Source organism: Streptomyces collinus (genome assembly GCF_031348265.1).
Classification (GTDB): Bacteria; Actinomycetota; Actinomycetes; order Streptomycetales; family Streptomycetaceae; genus Streptomyces; species Streptomyces collinus.
In genome coordinates this window covers 1,647,588-1,664,628 of sequence record NZ_CP133771.1, presented here as the reverse complement: position 1 = coordinate 1,664,628, position 17,041 = coordinate 1,647,588, and the positions used below count along the sequence as shown (strand labels likewise).

General features: G+C 72.0%; 15 protein-coding genes. 12 read left to right on the top strand and 3 right to left on the bottom strand.

The window, feature by feature from the left end:
- The first annotated feature begins 30 nt into the window (after positions 1–30).
- Both RFN52_RS07430 and RFN52_RS07425 read left to right on the top strand, forming a co-directional pair.
- Positions 31–582, top strand: a complete 552-nt coding sequence (locus RFN52_RS07430; RefSeq protein ID WP_184844013.1) for a TetR/AcrR family transcriptional regulator — start codon at positions 31–33, stop codon at positions 580–582.
- Positions 579–2,114, top strand: coding sequence for an MFS transporter (locus tag RFN52_RS07425; protein ID WP_184844010.1), 1,536 nt, complete (start codon positions 579–581; stop codon positions 2,112–2,114). The genes RFN52_RS07430 and RFN52_RS07425 overlap by 4 nt, the downstream gene beginning before the upstream one ends.
- 174 nt (positions 2,115–2,288) lie before the next feature.
- Here RFN52_RS07425 and RFN52_RS07420 read toward each other — a convergent pair whose 3' ends face one another.
- Positions 2,289–2,963: a lysophospholipid acyltransferase family protein gene (locus RFN52_RS07420; RefSeq protein WP_062925833.1), complete on the bottom strand. Its 675-nt coding sequence runs from the start codon at positions 2,961–2,963 to the stop codon at positions 2,289–2,291.
- Between the two features lie 385 nt (positions 2,964–3,348).
- On the opposite strand from RFN52_RS07420, the gene RFN52_RS07415 reads away from it, so the two are divergent.
- From RFN52_RS07415 to RFN52_RS07405, 3 genes are all read left to right on the top strand, one after another.
- Positions 3,349–4,524 carry a glycerophosphodiester phosphodiesterase gene (locus RFN52_RS07415; protein WP_184844007.1) on the top strand — a complete coding sequence of 392 codons (1,176 nt, stop codon included), beginning with the start codon at positions 3,349–3,351 and terminating at the stop codon, positions 4,522–4,524.
- Between the two features lie 90 nt (positions 4,525–4,614).
- The gene (locus RFN52_RS07410) at positions 4,615–5,109 is read left to right on the top strand and encodes an RNA polymerase sigma factor (RefSeq protein ID WP_184844004.1); all 495 of its coding nucleotides are present in this window, start codon (positions 4,615–4,617) and stop codon (positions 5,107–5,109) included.
- Positions 5,110–5,166: 57 nt separating this feature from the next.
- Positions 5,167–5,664, top strand: a complete 498-nt coding sequence (locus tag RFN52_RS07405) for a GNAT family N-acetyltransferase (RefSeq protein WP_184844001.1) — start codon at positions 5,167–5,169, stop codon at positions 5,662–5,664.
- A 93-nt stretch (positions 5,665–5,757) separates the two neighbouring features.
- Here RFN52_RS07405 and RFN52_RS07400 read toward each other — a convergent pair whose 3' ends face one another.
- Both RFN52_RS07400 and RFN52_RS07395 read right to left on the bottom strand, forming a co-directional pair.
- Positions 5,758–6,186, bottom strand: coding sequence for a hypothetical protein (locus tag RFN52_RS07400; protein ID WP_184843998.1), 429 nt, complete (start codon positions 6,184–6,186; stop codon positions 5,758–5,760).
- Entirely contained in the window at positions 6,167–6,526 is a 360-nt protein-coding gene (locus RFN52_RS07395; RefSeq protein ID WP_184843995.1) for a hypothetical protein, read from the bottom strand. The genes RFN52_RS07400 and RFN52_RS07395 overlap by 20 nt, the downstream gene beginning before the upstream one ends.
- A gap of 69 nt (positions 6,527–6,595) precedes the next feature.
- On the opposite strand from RFN52_RS07395, the gene RFN52_RS07390 reads away from it, so the two are divergent.
- From RFN52_RS07390 to cobT, 7 genes are all read left to right on the top strand, one after another.
- Positions 6,596–7,246, top strand: coding sequence for an HAD family hydrolase (locus tag RFN52_RS07390; RefSeq protein ID WP_184843992.1), 651 nt, complete (start codon positions 6,596–6,598; stop codon positions 7,244–7,246).
- Positions 7,247–7,621: 375 nt separating this feature from the next.
- Complete coding sequence (locus tag RFN52_RS07385) at positions 7,622–8,656, top strand: methionine ABC transporter ATP-binding protein (RefSeq protein WP_184843989.1); 1,035 nt, start codon at positions 7,622–7,624, stop codon at positions 8,654–8,656.
- On the top strand, positions 8,653–9,360 hold the full coding sequence (locus RFN52_RS07380) for a methionine ABC transporter permease (RefSeq protein ID WP_107458263.1): 708 nt from the start codon (positions 8,653–8,655) through the stop codon (positions 9,358–9,360). Before RFN52_RS07385 ends, RFN52_RS07380 begins: the two co-directional genes overlap by 4 nt.
- Before the next feature lie 62 nt (positions 9,361–9,422).
- Entirely contained in the window at positions 9,423–10,241 is an 819-nt protein-coding gene (locus RFN52_RS07375; RefSeq protein ID WP_184843986.1) for a MetQ/NlpA family ABC transporter substrate-binding protein, read from the top strand.
- A 140-nt stretch (positions 10,242–10,381) separates the two neighbouring features.
- A complete protein-coding gene (locus RFN52_RS07370; protein WP_184843983.1) occupies positions 10,382–11,014 on the top strand; it encodes a GNAT family N-acetyltransferase in 633 nt (210 codons plus the stop codon).
- A 145-nt stretch (positions 11,015–11,159) separates the two neighbouring features.
- Positions 11,160–12,380 (top strand): precorrin-6y C5,15-methyltransferase (decarboxylating) subunit CbiE, encoded by a 1,221-nt coding sequence (gene cbiE, locus RFN52_RS07365; protein WP_184843980.1) that lies wholly within the window; start codon positions 11,160–11,162, stop codon positions 12,378–12,380.
- A 367-nt stretch (positions 12,381–12,747) separates the two neighbouring features.
- Positions 12,748–16,869, top strand: coding sequence for a nicotinate-nucleotide--dimethylbenzimidazole phosphoribosyltransferase (gene cobT, locus RFN52_RS07360; protein WP_184843977.1), 4,122 nt, complete (start codon positions 12,748–12,750; stop codon positions 16,867–16,869).
- Positions 16,870–17,041: the final 172 nt, after the last annotated feature.

Genomic DNA, 17,041 nt, shown 5'->3' with positions numbered 1-17,041 from the left:
TTCATGTCTCATGTGGGGTACTCTCGTCTCATGACTGTCGACCCTGAGCACGTGCTGCGCGCCGCCGCGGCCCTGCTGACCCGCAAATCCAGCGCGACCATGGACGAGGTCGCCAGGGCCGCCGGAATCAGCCGGGCCACGCTGCACCGCCACTTCGCCGGGCGGGACGCCCTCGTCCGGGCGCTGGAGGCGCTCGGCATCGCGGAGTGCGAGGCCGCGCTGGACGCGGCCCGGCTCGACGAGGGCTCGGCGAGCGATGCCGTACGCCGGCTGGTCGGGGCCATCGAGCCGGCCGCCGGACTGCTCGCGTTCCTCTACACCGAGAACCAGTTGTTCGAGGGCGAGGAGCAGAACGCGGGCTGGGCCCTGATCGACGACCGGATCTCCGCGCTGTTCCGGCGCGGCCAGCTCAGCGGCGAGTTCCGCATCGACCTCACGCCCGCCTGGCTCACCGAGGCGCTGTACGGCCTGATGGCCTCCGGAGCCTGGCTGGTGCACAGCGGTAAGGGCGCCCCGAAGGACTTCCAGCACATGATCGTCGAGCTGTTGCTCGGCGGCGCACTCAGGAGAGAGGAATCATGACCAGCACCCTGCAGCCGGCGTCGACGACCGAGGTGGTGAACCGCCCGGGCCGCTGGCTCGCGCTCGGCGTTCTCGTGCTCGCCGTGCTGCTGGTGGCCGTCGACGCGACCGTCCTCGGTCTCGCGACCCCCTACATCAGCGAGGATCTGAAGCCCTCCGGCACCCAGCTCCTCTGGATCGGCGACGTCTACTCCTTCGTCATCGCCGGCCTGCTCGTCTCCATGGGCAGCCTCGGCGACCGCATCGGCCGCAAGCGGATCCTGCTGGTCGGCGCCACGGCGTTCGGCGCGATATCCGTGTTCAACGCCTACGCCACGACCCCCGAGATGATGATCGTCGCGCGGGCACTGCTCGGCGTCGCCGGCGCCACCCTGATGCCGGCCACGCTCGCCCTGATCCGCAACCTCTTCCACGACCCGCGCGAGCGCAGTCTCGCCGTCGGCATCTGGGGCGCCACCGCCTCCGCGGGTACGGCCGTCGGCCCGATCGTCGGCGGGTTCCTGCTGGAGCACTTCTGGTGGGGGTCGGTGTTCCTCATCAACCTGCCCGTGATGGCCGTGCTGGTCCTGGTCGGGATCAAGATGCTGCCCGAGTCGCGCACCGCGAACCCCGGCCCCTGGGACCTGGTCAGCGTCGTACTGTCGCTGGTCGGCATGATCGGCGTCGTGTACGCGATCAAGGAAGCGGCGACCCACGGCTTCGCGTGGACCACCCTGGCCGCGGGCCTGCTGGGGGCGGCCGCCCTGTACGGGTTCGTCCGCCGTCAGCTCAGTCTCCCGACGCCGCTGCTGGACATGCGGCTGTTCCGCAACCGCGGTCTCAGCGGGGCGGTGCTGGCCGATCTGCTGACCATCCTCGGCCTGTCCGGGCTGGTGTTCTTCCTGTCGCAGTACCTGCAACTCGTCCAGGGCAGGCGCCCGTTGGAGGCCGGGCTGGCCGAACTGCCCGCGGCGATCGGCGCGGTGGTGGCCGGACTCGTCGCGGGGCGTGCGGCCCGGCGCTTCTCGGTGCGGTCCGTCGTCTCCGGCGGCCTCGCGGCGATAGGCCTCGCTCTGGCCGCGCTCACGGTGCTCGACCAGTCCACGGGCTACCCGCTGCTCGGGACCGCGCTGCTGGTGGTCGGTGTGGGTGCCGGCTTCTCGTTCACCGTGACGGCGGACGTGATCCTCTCCAGCGTGCCCAAGGAGCAGGCGGGTTCGGCCTCCGCCGTGTCCGAGACGGCGTACGAACTCGGTGCCGCGCTCGGCATCGCCGCCCTCGGCTCGATCGTGACCGGCGTCTACCGCGACTTCACCGGCCCCGCGGGCACACCGGCCGCGGCCCACGAGTCGCTGGGCGGCGCGGTCGAGGCGGCGGCGCACATGCCCGCCCACAGCGCCGGCACGATGCTGGACGCGGCCCGCACGTCCTTCGTGGACGGCCTTGCCCTGGCGGCGGGCGTGGGCGCGACGGTCCTGCTGGCCGCGGCGGTGGCGGCGTGGTTCCTGCTCCGGGGCCAGAAACTGGAAGACGGCGGACCGGAACACACGTAAGAGCCACGCCCTGAGGGGGCGCGGGGAACTGCGCGAAACGGGCACGGGGCTCCACATGGCCACGCCCTCTGGGGCCACGCCCAAAAGGGGCGCGGGGAACTGCGCGACAAGCCCCCACAAACCCGCAGCCGCCAACGGCCCCGGGCCCCCGACCCCGCCCGCGCCCCGAAAAACCTACGCCGCTTCCTTCGCCTTGCTCGCGTACATGTCCACGTACTCCTGCCCGGACAGCCGCATGACCTCCGCCATCACCGAGTCGGTCACGGCCCGCAGCACATACCGGTCCCGGTCCATCCCCTCGTACCGGGAGAACTCCATCGCCTCACCGAACCGCACGGTGACCTTGCCCGGCCGCGGCAGCCCCGCCCCGCCCGGCTGCAACTTGTCCGTTCCGATCATGGCGAAGGGCACCACCGGCGCACCCGTCATCAGGGTCAGCCGGGCGATCCCCGTCCGTCCCCGGTACAGCCGCCCGTCGGGCGACCGCGTCCCCTCCGGGTAGATGCCGAACATGCGGCCTTCCTCCAGCACCCGACGCCCGGTCATCAGCGCTGCGACACCGCCCCGGCCACCGTCCCGGTCCACCGGGATCATGCCGACGCCGGTGAAGAACCAGGCCATCAGCCGGCCCTTGAGGCCCTTGCCCGTCACGTACTCGTCCTTGCCGATGAAGACGACCTGACGGTCGCAGACCAGCGGCAGGATCATCGAGTCGATGAACGTCAGGTGGTTGCCGGCGAGGATGACCGGGCCGTTGCCGGGAATGTGCTCCGCACCCTCCACCTGCGGGCGGAACATCAGGCGCATGACCGGGCCGAGCACTGCCTTGATGAGTGCGAAGCGGGACAACGGACCCTCCGGTGTCAAGGGGTTCTGTATGAGTCTGTGCAGGTGAGGACGATACTCGTGGCCCCGGGTATCGCGCACATCGGGCACGGCGACTTCACCGAGGCCTTACGCATTGTTGACGCGTGTTTACCTGCGGTGGCGCGCCGCCGGTACGCCGTAACGCGGCCGACATGGTGTGACACACATCGCCCCGGAGCACATCGGACGCGTTCCCAGAACCGCCGGACCGAATCGAACAGCCGCGGCGAACCGTCAACTCATCCTCCCCACCAGCCACTACGACATCCGACGTCACCCGCGTGTTCGGCCCGGGGTCTCCCACCGGTCATGTACGCGCCCCTACGATCGGCCCGCAGTGACGAGCCGAACGGCAGGGAGGGCGCTCATGGGAACGCAGGAGTCGAACGAAGAAACGAGCGGTACCGGAGCGGGCGGAACGGGCCGGCGGGCCCTGCTCGGCGCGGCGGTGCTCGGTGCCGGGGGAGCGGTCCTCGGCATGGCCGGCACCGCGCGAGCGGACGGCGCCCGGCACGGCGGCGGACCGGGAAGCCTGCCCAGGCCGACGATCATCGGCCACCGCGGCGCCAGCGGCTACCGCCCGGAGCACACCTTCGGTTCGTACCAGCTGGCCCTCGACCTGGGCGCCGACATCGTCGAGGCGGGCGACCTGGTCCCGACCAAGGACGGGCACCTGGTCTGCCGTCACGAGCCTGAGATCGGCGGTACCACGGACGTCGCCGACCACCCCGAGTTCGCCGGCCGCAAGAAGACCAAGCTCCTCGACGGCGTCTCCACCACCGGCTGGTTCACCGAGGACTTCACGCTCGCCGAGCTGAAGACCCTGCGCGCGGTCGAGCGCATCCCGGCCAACCGTCCGCACAACACCCTCTACGACGGCCGCTGGGAGATCCCCACCTTCGAAGAGGTCCTCAGATGGCAGGACGAGCAGACCCGCAGGCGCGGCAAGCAGGTGTGGATCTACCCCGAGCTCAAGCACCCGACCTACTTCCGCAAGCAGGGACTGCCGCTGGAGGAGCGCGTCGCCAAGCTGCTGCGCAAGTACCGCAAGGACCGGCGCACCTCCCCGGTCATCCTCCAGTCCTTCGAACCGACCAGCGTCCAGCGCCTGCACAGGCTCGTCGACAACCCGCTGGTCGTCCTGCTGTCCTCGGCCGGCTCCCGCCCCTGGGACTTCGTCGAGTCCGGCGACCCGCGCACGGTCGCCGACCTGGTCAAGCCGGCCGGCCTCCGGGAGATCGCCTCCTACGCGCGCGGCATCGGTCCGACCCTGGACCTGGTCATCCCGCGTGACGCCCAGGGCAAGCTCACCCGGCCCACGACGCTGGTCTCCGACGCGCACAAGGTCGGCCTGATCCTGCACCCGTACACGATGCGCAACGAGAACCCCTTCCTGCCCGCCGACTTCCGCAGGGGCACGGACGCGGACGCCTACGGTGACGTCTTCGGCGCGTACAAGGCGTACTTCGCGACCGGCATCGACGGCGTCTTCACCGACCAGCCCGACACGGGTCTGCTGGCCCGCGAGGACTTCAACGGCTGAGCCCGTCAACACCCGACTTCACACCCCCCGGTCGAGTGAGCTTCGGCCGCCCGGGCAACCCACAGCCCGGGCGGCCGCGTCGCTCCGCATATGACGCACGACCTGGTCACCGCCCTGCGCCCGCTGCTCACCGCCGAGGCCTCCGCGGAGGCATATTCCGCCGGAACCGAGCCGGGCGACCTGGAGCAGGCGGTCTGGCTCCGCCTGCTGGAGCGCCTCGACACCGAGGGCCCGCCGCTCGACCCGCAGCAGTGGCTCCGCCGTGTCGTCCGCTCCGAGGTGCGCCGCACCCGCCGTACGTCCCGTCTCGAACGGCCGTACGCGGGTGAACCGGTCGACGACCCGGACCGCGATCCCGAACAGCTCGCCCTCGCCGCGGCCCGCGGCCGGGCCCTGCGCGAGGCCGTGCGCCGCCTCCCGGGCCGCTGTCCCCGGCTGATGGAGGCCCTGCTCTCGCCGGAGGACCTGACATACCGGGAAATCGCAGGGGAGTTGGGTATCTCACAGGGGAGTCTTGGTCCGGAACGTTCCAGATGCCTGGGATGTCTCCGAAGATTGCTCACACCGGAGGTTGCGGCCCGCTGAGGACGGGGATAGGAGTGGGGGACGACCGGTGATCAGATGAGCGGGAGGCGTGCGCACATGGGCATGAGCGTGACCATCTCTGCGGCGACCGAGCAGGACGCGGAGCAGATCTTCAGACTGCAGTACCTGTGCTTCCAGACGGAGGCGGCGCTGTACGGGAACTACCGCATCGACCCGCTCGTCCAAACCCTCGACTCGGTCCGCGAGGAGGTCACCCGCGACTGCGTCTTCGTGGCCCGGCTCGGCGAGGAGGTCGTCGGCTCGGTCCGCGGCTCGGTCAGCGAGGACGGCGCCGCCGGCATCGGCAAGCTCTGCGTCCACCCCCGCCTCCAGGGGCACGGCATCGGCGCCCGCCTGCTCAAGGCAGCCGAATCGGCCCTCGCCGACCAGCACGGCGCCACCCGCTTCCGCCTCCACACCGGCCACCGCAGCGAGGGCAACCTCCGCCTCTACCGCAAGGTCGGCTACGAGACGGTGGGCACGTCCCAGGGCTCCGACGGCGTACCGATGATCGTCCTGGAGAAGCCGGCCGGCACCTACGCGGCGACGGCTTGATCTTCGCCTTCAGGGGTGCGGGGCTGCGTCCATATGCGGCTCCGCCGCGTGGGTGCGAGCAACCACACACGGCCCGTGGCCGCCTGACGTATCTCAGGCGGCATCCTCCCGAGGCACACCCCTGCGCAGCCAGTAGATCGCGGACACCGGCAAGAGCACGGGAATGAAGAGGTACCCCATCCCGAAGTCGGACCACACGGTCGCGTCCGGGAAGGCGGACGGCTCGACCAAGGTCCAGGTCCCCACCGTCAACACCCCCACCAACTCGGCGACACAGCAGGCCAGGGCGATCCTCCGCGCCGTCTCGCCGCCCCGCACCAGCGTGTACGTGATGAACCCGTACACGACACCGGCCACCGCCGACAGCGAGTACGCCAGCGGCGCCCGGTCGAACTCCGTCGCGATCTGATACGCGGACCGTGACACCGCCCCCACGACCATCACGCCGTACAGCCACACCAGCAGCGTGCCCGGACCGCTGATCAGCCGGCGCCGGCTCACCTCAGCCTCCCCAGATGTCATAGAGACGCACCTCCAGCACCGCCAGCACCACACCGCCGGCGGCCACCGTCACCGAACCCCACCGCGTCCGCTCGGCCAGCGACATGAACCCGGCCGCCGGGACGCACGCGAAAGCCCCCAGCAGATACGCCACGAAGATCGTCGTGCCCTGCTCCGGCTTCTCGCCCTGCGCGAGCAGCACGATCCCGGCCACCAGCTGGATCAGCGACAGCAGCGTGACCACGGCCATCCCGATGAAGTGCCAGTCCTTCGTCGGCTGGTCGCGGTAGGCCGCCCAGCCGCACCAGGCGGCGAGCAGCAGCGCGGCGACGCCGGTCGCCGGCGTCAGGGCAGCAAGCATGCTGCGACCTTATTACGGCCGAAAAGGCCCGATGCCTGCGACCCTGGCCTGCACCATAGGGTCGAGGGCATGACGATCCACGCGCAGGCCCTGCTGTTCGACAACGACGGAACCCTCGTCTCCTCCCTCGCCTCGGTGGACCGCTGCTGGACACGGTGGGCCACGGAGTACGGGATCACGGCCGAGGAGTTCGCCCGGATCGAGCTGCACGGCCGGCCGGCCGCCGAGATAGCCGCCGACCTGCTGCCCCCGGAGATCGTCCCGCAGGCCGTCGCCCGCATCGAGGACCTGGAGGTCGAGGACGTACCCAACGGCGGTGTGCACCTGCTGCCCGGCACCCGCGGCTTCCTCGACTCCCTGCCCGGCGACCGCTGGGCCGTCGTCACCTCGGCCACCCGGCGCCTCGCGGAGGCCCGGCTCGACGCCGTCGGCATCCTGCCCAAGACCCTCGTCGCCGCCGACGACATCACGCGCGGCAAGCCCGACCCCGAGCCCTACCTCCTCGCCGCCCGTGCCCTCGGTGTCGACCCGGCGCACTGCGTCGTCTTCGAGGACGCCCCCGCGGGCCTGGCGTCCGGCCGCGCCGCAGGCATGACCACCGTGGCGTTGACCACAACCCACCAGGCCCACGAACTGCGCGCCGATCTGGTGATCGAGAACCTGTCGGCCCTGTCCGCACTGGTCACCGAGCAGGGCGTGGAGATCTCCCTGCGCGACTGACAGGCCGCGACCCTGTCCACCGCTGTCCAGCATCCGGACAGCGGAGGGCCGGTAAGGACCGTACGCGTGTTTTACTGACGGCATGACCACGACGAGCGACCGCATCCCCGCGACCGAGGCGACCATGACGCCCGGTGCTCGTTGTATGTGTCGAATGTGCGCCTTCTAGAGGGCCCCCGCACCACCCCCTGAGCTCGCGCCCCGAAGCGAGACGCGGCCCGTCCGCACGCCCTGAGCGCTGCGTGACCCGAAGCCGCCGCGCGCACATGTTCTCCCCGGTTCCACTCCCCAGCGAGAACCGTGTCGCGTCCCTGACCGAATGCACCTGTGCCCGGGCACACCCACGCCCGCGCACTCGACAGTGACGGAATCCCAGTGATCACCACCTCGGGCCTGACCAAGGTCTACCGTGCACGCGGCCGCGAGGTCACCGCCCTGGACGGCGTCGACCTGCACGTCCGCGAAGGCGAGGTGTACGGCGTCATCGGCCAGTCCGGCGCCGGTAAGTCCTCGCTCATCCGCTGCGTCAACCTGCTGGAACGCCCCACGGCCGGCACCGTGACCGTCGCCGGGCAGGACCTCACCGCCCTGGCCGGCCGCGGCCCGCGCGCCGGAAGGGAACTGCGGCAGGCGCGCAGCCGAATCGGCATGGTCTTCCAGCACTTCAACCTGCTGTCCTCACGGACCGTCCAGGACAACGTCGAACTGCCGCTGGAGATCCTCGGCACGTCCGGGCAGGAACGCTCCCGCAAGGCGCTGGAGCTGCTCGACCTGGTCGGCCTGGCCGACAAGGCGAAGTCCTACCCGGCTCAGCTCTCCGGCGGCCAGAAGCAGCGCGTCGGCATCGCCCGCGCGCTCGCCGGCGACCCGAAGGTACTGCTGTCCGACGAGGCCACCAGCGCCCTCGACCCCGAGACCACCCGCTCGATCCTGGCGCTGCTGCGCGACCTCAACCGGCAGCTCGGCCTGACCGTCCTGCTCATCACCCACGAGATGGACGTCGTGAAGTCGGTCTGCGACTCGGCAGCGCTGATGGAGAACGGGCGCATCGTCGAGTCGGGCACGGTCAGCGAGCTCCTCGCGACCCCTGGCTCCGAACTCGCCTCGGCGCTCTTCCCGCTCGACGGCGAGGCCTCCGGCGAGGACCGCACGGTCGTCGACGTCACTTTCCAGGGCGAGAGCGCCACCCAGCCCGTCATCTCGCAACTGGCCCGCACCTACAACATCGACATATCGATCCTCGGCGCCGCCATCGACACCGTAGGCGGCCTCCAGGTCGGCCGGATGCGCATCGAACTGCCCGGCCGCTACGAGGACAACGTCGTGCCCATCGGCTTCCTGCGCGAAAAGGGCCTCCAGATCGACCTCCTGGGCCACGACTCCGAACCGGTGAAGGAAGGTGCCAAGTGACCTGGTCCGAGATGCAGCCCCTGCTGGAGCAGGCGTGTTGGGACACCCTCTACATGGTCGGCTGGTCCACGCTCATCGCCGTCGTCGGCGGACTGCCGCTCGGCATCCTGCTGGTCCTCACCGACCGCGGCGGCCTGCTCCAGAACCTCGCCGCCAACAAGGTCATCGGGCAGGTGGTGAACATCGCCCGCTCCCTGCCGTTCATCATCCTGATGGTCGCGCTGATGGGCTTCACCCGCTCGATCACCGGGACGACCATCGGTGTCGAGGCCGCCATCGTGCCGCTCGCCGTCGGAGCCATCCCCTTCTTCGCGCGCCTGGTCGAGACGGCCGTCCGCGAAGTGGACCACGGGCTCGTCGAGGCCGTGCAGTCCATGGGCGGCAACACCTGGACCATCGTCCGCAAGGTCCTCGTCCCCGAGTCCCTGCCGTCGCTGATCTCCAGCACCACCACCACGATCGTCGCCCTCATCGGCTACTCGGCCATGGCCGGCACCGTCGGTGCCGGCGGCCTCGGAGACATCGCCATCCGCTACGGCTACCAGCGCTTCGAGACCCAGCTGATGTGGATCACCGTCGCGATCCTCGCCGTCGTCATCTCGGTCATCCAGTTCGCCGGCGACTACGCGGCCCGCTCCCTGCACCGCCGCGGCGCCCACTCTGGGCCCGCCCCCAAACTGCGGCTCCTCAAAGCCGCCTCCTGATCGCCTCGTCCACCCACGACGAGGTCGCACCACCCGCAAGGCCATAAGGAAAGGCACTTTTCGTGCGTAACATCGCCAAGATCACCACCGCCGTCCTCGCCGCCGGAGCCCTCACCCTCGGGCTCAGCGCCTGCGGCGCCGACAGCTCCTCCACCGACGGCCCCCTGATCGTCGCCGCCAGCCCCGTCCCGCACGCCGAGATCCTGAACTACGTCAAGGACAACCTCGCCGAGAAGGAGGGCCTGGACCTCCAGGTCAAGGAGTTCACCGACTACGTCACGCCGAACACGGCGACGCAGGACGGCTCCGTCGGCGCCAACTACTTCCAGAACAAGCCGTACCTCGACGACTTCAACAAGAAGAACGGCACCGACATCGTGCCCGTCGTCACGGTCCACCTGGAGCCGCTCGGCCTCTACTCCCACAAGGTCAAGAAGGCCGACGACCTGAAGAGCGGTGCGACCGTCGCCATCCCCAACGACACGGTCAACGAGGCCCGTGCCCTCAAGCTCCTCGCCGCCGACGGGCTCATCACCCTCAAGGCCGGCGTCGGCAACGAGGCGACCCCCTCCGACATCGCCAAGAACCCCAAGAACCTCAAGTTCAAGGAGCTGGAGGCGGCCCAGACGCCGCGCTCCCTCGACGACGTGGACGCCGCCGTCGTCAACGGCAACTACGCCATCGAGTCCGACCTCAAGCCGTCCAAGGACGCCCTCGTCCTGGAGTCCCCGAAGAACAACCCCTACGGCAACTTCCTCGCCGTGAAGAAGGGCAACGAGGACGACCCGCGCGTGAAGAAGCTCGCGAAGCTCCTCACCTCGCCCGAGGTGAAGAAGTTCATCCAGGACAAGTACGCCGGCTCCGTGCTCGCCTCCTTCTGAGCCCACGCCCGGCACCCGCGCGCACGGGGCCCTTCCCCCACCCGGTGGGGAGGGTCCCGTGGTGCGGATCAGTGCTTTCATGCTGCATGCTGGGCAGTTCAGCATGCCCAGAAGGTTCACCGAAGGTTACGGAGCGGCGCATGACGAGCACCTTCCCCAACATCTCCATCAGCACGGAGCGGTTGGTGCTGCGTCCCCTCGACGAGGACGACGTCGCCTCCCTGGCCGCGATGATGAACGACGAACAGGTGGCGGCCTGGACTGCCGTCCCCCAGCCCTTCACGGAGGACGGCGCCCGCACCTGGATCACCGAGTACGCCCCCGCCGAGCGCACCGGGGGACGCGGAATCGACTTCGCGGTCACCGAGTTCCTCACCCAGCGCCTGGTCGGCGTCATCCAGCTCACCAAGACCAACTGGCACGTACGCTCCACCGAACTGTCGTACATCATCGCCCCCTGGGCCCGCGGCGAGGGCTACGCCTCCGAGGCCGCCCTCGTCACCGCCCGGTGGCTCTTCACGGACCAGAAGTTCGAGCGCATCGAACTGCGCACGGCCGCCGACAACACCGCTTCCCAGCAGGTCGCGCAGAAGATCGGCTGTATCAGCGAGGGCGTACTGCGCAACGCCTGTATAGCCCGGGCCCGTGCCGAGGACGGCACATGGACCGACGTACGCACCGACTTCATCGTCTGGAGCCTGCTCCCCGAGGACCTGGAAGGCGTCGGCGAGCAGCTGCGGGACGGCTTCACGTCCTTCGGCGACTGGAACTGACCGGAACCACCCGCAGGACGACGGCGACGACGATGCCGGGGCTCCCTCCGACACCTCCACCGGGTACCCTCACGGAGCCCGCCCCCGGGCTGCTCCCCACAACGCCACGCAGACGACCTGCGAAAACCCCTGGAGACTGACGACGATGGCCGACCGGGTCACGGTGATCGGCTGGGACGGTTCGCCGCTGACCGCCGCGGCGAGCGCCGCCCTCGGCGCCGCCACGCTCGTGGCCGGTGCCGCCCACCACCTGGCGCTCCCCGAGGTACCCGCCGGCGCCGAGCGCATCCGCCTCGGCAGCGTCGCCCTCGCCGCCCGCCGCATCGCCGGCCACCGCGGCACGGCCGTCGTGCTCGCCGACGGCGACCCCGGCTACTTCGGCGTCGTACGCACCCTGCGCGCCCCCGAGTTCGGCCTTGAGGTGGAGGTCGTCCCCGCCGTCTCCTCCGTCGCCGCCGCCTTCGCCCGCGCCGGTATGCCCTGGGACGACGCACAGGTGGTCGCCGCACACCCCCGCACGCTGCGACGCGCCGTCAACGTATGCCGCGCCCACACCAAGGTCGCGGTCCTCACCTCACCCGGCGCCGGCCCCGCCGAACTCGGTCTGCTCCTCGAAGGAGTCCACCGCTCCTTCGTCATCTGTGAGGAACTCGGCACCGCCCGCGAGCGCGTCTCCGTCGTCACCTCGGACAAGGCCGCCGACCACACCTGGCGCGACCCCAACGTCGTCATCGTCCTCGGCGGCCCGGCCCGGCCGGACACGGCGGGAGAGTCCGGAGGCTGGATCTCCGGCCGCGACCCGTCCGCCGGACCACGCGGCTGGACCCTGCCCGCCGACGCCCACGGCGCGGACCTCGGCGAGGGCGAGACCCAGCTGCTGCGCGCCTCCCAACTCGCCCACCTCGGGCCCCGCGTCGGCGACCTCGTCTGGGACATCGGCTGCGGCAGCGGCGCCTTCGCCGTCGAGGCCGCCCGGGCCGGCGCCGCCGTGCTCGCCGTCGACGGTGACCGGTCCGCCTGCGCCCGCACCGACGCCGCCGCCCGCCGCCTCGGCGTCCAGCTCCAGATCGTGCACGGCACCGCCCCGCACATCCTGGAGAACCTCCCCGAACCCGATGTCGTCCGGGTCGGCGGCGGGGGAGCGGCCGTCGTCTCGGCGGTCGCCGACCGACGCCCGCAGCGCATCGTCACGCACGCCGCCACCCGCGACGCCGCCGAACTCATCGGCCGCGACCTCACCGAGCACGGCTACGGGGTCGAGTGCGCCCTGCTGCAGTCCGTCGAACTCGACACCAGGGCCTGGACGGAGAAGGAACGGAGTGTCGCGTTCCTGCTCAGCGGCGTGCTCCCGCGGCGCAGCGCCTGACCGTGCCGCCGTCCCCGTGATCGGCTTGTCGTACTGCGCGCGGTAGGCTGGCCGATCGCTGCACCGCACAAGGACGCCCGGCGCTTCGTCGGTCAATGTCCGGAAAACGCGCCCGTTTTGGGGTGTGTGTGGTACGGCAGAACCGAAGGGCGCGCAACGTGGCGCAGTCCACAGCGGAACCGTCGCGGATCAAGCTGCCGTGAGGGTGGTACGGCCGCAACAATGCCAGTGAATGGCTTTGTCGCCTTTTCGGGGCGGACCGTTCGTGCCGCTGGGGACGCACGCTCGTTCTTCACTGCGGGGCGGTCGGTGCGCCGTTCCGGGCGAGCAGGTCGTAGGAGCACTAACCGATGGGCGAGGGGTACGCATGACCGACACCGGCCAGGTCCCGGGCGAGGGACTGCCGGAGAGTGCAGGCATGGTGGAGCAGCCGGGCGCCCCCGCGCCCGGTGCGTACACCTACCTCTCCGAGACCACCGCCGAGGCCGAGGACGAAGACCTGCTGCTGTTGCCGGGCGCCCAGGGCGCCTGGGGCAACGAGGTCCCTCCGCCCGCGCCGGAGCCGGTCCCGGAGGCCGTGCACCAGCCGGGCCCGCACGAGATCTCCGGCCGTGACAGCGGCTCGGTCGACCTCGGAGGCGTCCGTCTGCCCGACCCGCCGCCGATCCCGCCTGTCACCCCGCGTCGGCCCCTGCACCTCGGCCCGCCGCTGCCCGACAGCTCCGCCAGCCCGGTCCGCTCCCTCGCCGACCGCGGCCCCGCGGACGCGCCCGTCCGTCAGCCGGTGCCCGCCTCGGCGGGCCCCGAGTACCTCGACGGCCCCCGCGCACCCGAGATGCCCACGCAGCCCGCCGCCCCCTGGGGCGTACCGGCCACGCCCCCGGCCCCGGTGGGCGCCGGGGCGGCGCCTGCGGAAACGGTTGTTCCGGCAGCGGAGCCGACGGCAGCGGAGCCGACGGCGGCGGTGTCGGCGGCGGCGGTGTCGACGACGGAGCCGACGGGCGCGGCCCAGGCGGTCGCGACCGGTGTGATGACGGAGACCAGCCACACGACACCTCCGGCACCGGCCGATGCCGGGCAGGCTCCCGCGGGTGACCCCGTCGGTCCGGGCGTCGGCCCGGCCGAGGGTCAGGTAGCCGCGGCCGAGGCCGGTCGGACGACCGAGTCCGGCCCCGCGGCCGATGCAGGTCAGCCGGCCGAGTCCGGCCACGCGGGTGCGGGTGTCGGCCCGGACGGAGCCCAAGTGGCCGCCGCCGAGCAGGTCATGCCCGTAGCGGGGGCAGGGCCCGCGGATCCGGGCGTGGACGTGGCGGAGGACCGAGTGGCCGCCGCCCAGCCCGGGGCCGTGGCCGCCCCGGCAGCTGGTGCGCCGTCGGCCCCGGAACCCGGGCCCGCCCTGGGCGGCGCCGGGCAGGGCGGTGAGCCTGCCGATGTTCCTTCAGAGCTTCCCGTGCCGGACGCCGCCGGCGACCAGGCCCCGGTGGCGGTGGCCGAGCAGGCCGCCGCACCGGCCCCTGCTCCGGAGGCCGGTCAGATCCCTGAAGCGGTCCCGTTCCCTGAGGCGGCCGCCGCCCCGGAGTTCGCCGTCGTCGCTCCGCCCGAGGCCACCGGTGCAGAGGCCTCCGCCCAGGTGGCGGACGCCGCCGCTCACGCACCCGACGTAGCGCCGGAGGCCGTTGCGCAGGAGCCGGCAGCGGCCGTTGCCCCCGAGGCCGCCGTACCGGGCCCGCACCCGGCGGCCTCCGAGGCCGTCGCGCCGGAGCCGGAGGTCACCGCCGAAGAGGCTGCGCCCCAGCCCCCTGCGGCAGCTGACGCCACGCCGGCCGCGGCCACGGTCGCGCAGGGCCCCGATGCGACGGCTCCGCAACCCACCACTCCCGGCCCGGAAGCCCCCGGCCAGGTCACTGCCGCCCCGGCCGCCGAACCGGTGGCCCAGGAACCGGCCGCTCCACCTGCCGAACCGGCCGCCCCGGAACCGGCGGCCACACCCGCCGAGCCGGTCGCCCAGGAAGCACCCGCGCCCGCTCCGCCCGCCGGACCTGCCGCTGCCCCTGACTCTGACCCTGCTCCGGAACCGGCTGCCGAGTCCGTCGTCACCCCCGACCCGGCCCCGGCCGCAGAGACCGTGGCTGCCCCGGTCCCGGCCCCGACACCGGACCCGGTCGTTCAGGCCGCCGCCCCCACCGATGCCGAGGCCGCCCCCGACGCCGCCACGCCGGAAACCGCTCTGGAGACGACCGCCCCGGCTGAGCCTTCCCCGGAGCCGACGCCCACCGAGGCCGCCGCACCCGCTCAAGCATCCGAGGCGCCCCCGGCCGAGGCCCCCGTGCCCGCCCCCGCTGCCGAAGTGCCGGCCCCGGCTCAGGCCCCCGAACCGGTCGCAGCCACCCCCGACGCCGAAGCCGTCGAGCCCGCCCCCGCCCCTCAGGGAGCCGCCCCCGACGCCCCGGCACCCAGCGAGGACGTCACCGTCGTACTCCCCGCCCCGGCTGCGGAAGAGCAGGCGGGACAGGCAGAGCAGCCGGAGCAGGCCGGATACCCCGTGCAGGGCCCGCAGCGGTCCCAGCCGGCGGCGCCCGAGACGCTGGAGCCCCCCGCACCCGCGGCCGCCGTCCCTGCTCCCCGCGACGGCGACGCCGAACTCGCCCAGAGCGCCGACGACCTGAAAACCCGGGCCGCCGAACAGGAAGACATCGCCGACCAGGAACGCCGAGAAGAGAGTGCGGCCGCAGTGGCAGAAGCCCGACAGTCCACCGGCCCCGCGGCCCCCGGCTACGACCCCGCCGAGCGCGAGGCCGTCCTGAAGGTCATGCGCGAACGCCGCGACATCCGCAACGGCTTCCGCAGCGACCCCATCCCGCACGAGGTGCTGCTCCGCGTCCTGGAGGCCGCCCACCACGCGCCCTCCGTCGGCCACTCGCAGCCCTGGGACTTCGTCGTCATCCGCTCCGCCGACACCCGGCGCGCGATGCACGAACTGGCCATGCGCCAGCGCGACGCCTACGCCAAGTCCCTCCCCAAGGGCCGGGCCAAGCAGTTCAAGGAACTGAAGATCGAGGCCATCCTCGACACGCCGGTGAACATCGTGGTCACCGCCGACCCGACCCGCGGCGGCCGCCACACCCTCGGCCGCCACACCCAGCCCCAGATGGCCCCCTACTCGGCCGCCCTGGCCGTGGAGAACCTCTGGCTCGCCGCCCGCGCCGAAGGCCTCGGCGTCGGCTGGGTCAGCTTCTTCGACGAGCGCGAGATGGTCCGCGCCCTCGGCCTGCCCGAGCACCTGGAGATCATCGCCTACCTGTGCGTCGGCTACGTCGACGAGTTCCCGGACGAGCCCGAGCTGTTGCAGGCCGGCTGGTCCAAGCGCCGCCCCTTGTCCTGGGTCGTGCACGAAGAGACATACGGCCGCCGTGCCCTGCCCGGAGAGGAACCCCACGACCTGCTCGCCGAGACCGTCGCGCAGATCCGCCCGCTGGACGCCAAGGCGCTCGGCGAGGCGTGGGAGCGCCAGAAGCGTATGACCAAGCCGGCCGGTGCGCTGGGCATGCTGGAGATCATCTCCGCGCAGCTGTCCGGCCTGTCCCGCCAGTGCCCGCCGCCCATCCCGGAACCCGCGGCCGTCGCGATCTTCGCGGGCGACCACGGAGTGCACGCCCAGGGCGTCACCCCGTGGCCGCAGGAGGTCACGGCCCAGATGGTGGCCAACTTCCTCGGCGGCGGTGCCGTCTGCAACGCCTTCGCCACCCAGGTCGGTGCCGAGGTCTGCATCGTGGACGTGGGCGTCGCCGCCGACCTCCCGGCCACCCCGGGCTTGCTGCCCCGCAAGATCCGGGCCGGCACGTCCGACATGACGACCGGCCCCTCGATGACCCGCGAGGAGGCCCGGCAGGCCATCGAGGTCGGCATCGAGACCGCCCGCGACCTGGTCGCCGCCGGCAACAAGGCCCTGCTGACCGGTGAGATGGGCATCGCGAACACCACCGCGTCCGCCGCCCTGATCTCCGTCTTCACGGGCGCCGACCCGGCCGAGGTCACGGGCCGGGGCACCGGCATCAACGACGAGACCCTCGCCCGCAAGACCGAGGTCGTGCGCCGCGCCCTGGAACTCCACCAGCCGGACCCGGCCGACCCGATCGGCGTGCTCGCCGCGATCGGTGGCTTCGAGCACGCCGCCATCGTCGGCCTGCTCCTCGGCGGCGCCTCCCTGCGTACGCCGGTGATCCTGGACGGCGTCAGCGCCGGCGCCGCCGCCCTGGTCGCCCGCGCGATCGCCCCCGAGGTCCTGGCCGCGTGCATCGCGGGCCACCGCAGCGCCGAGCCGGGGCATGTCGCCGCCCTCAACAAGCTGGGCCTGCGTCCCCTGGTCGACCTCGACCTCCGCCTCGGCGAGGGCACCGGCGCCCTGCTCGCCCTCCCGCTGGTCCAGAGCACGGCCAGGGCGATGCACGAGGTGGCGACGTTCGATTCGGCGGGAGTGACCGAGAAGTAGGGCTTGCGCAGCCGACGTGAAGCCGTGGGCGGCCGTTCCCGCACGACGGAACGCCCGCCCACGGCCCACGCCCCGGCAGACGGGCGGGGTGCCCAGCCACTGGACCACCCGTGCCGCCCTCCCCCCTGCCCACTAAAATCCGCACGTCAGGGCATCGAACACCGCCGCAACA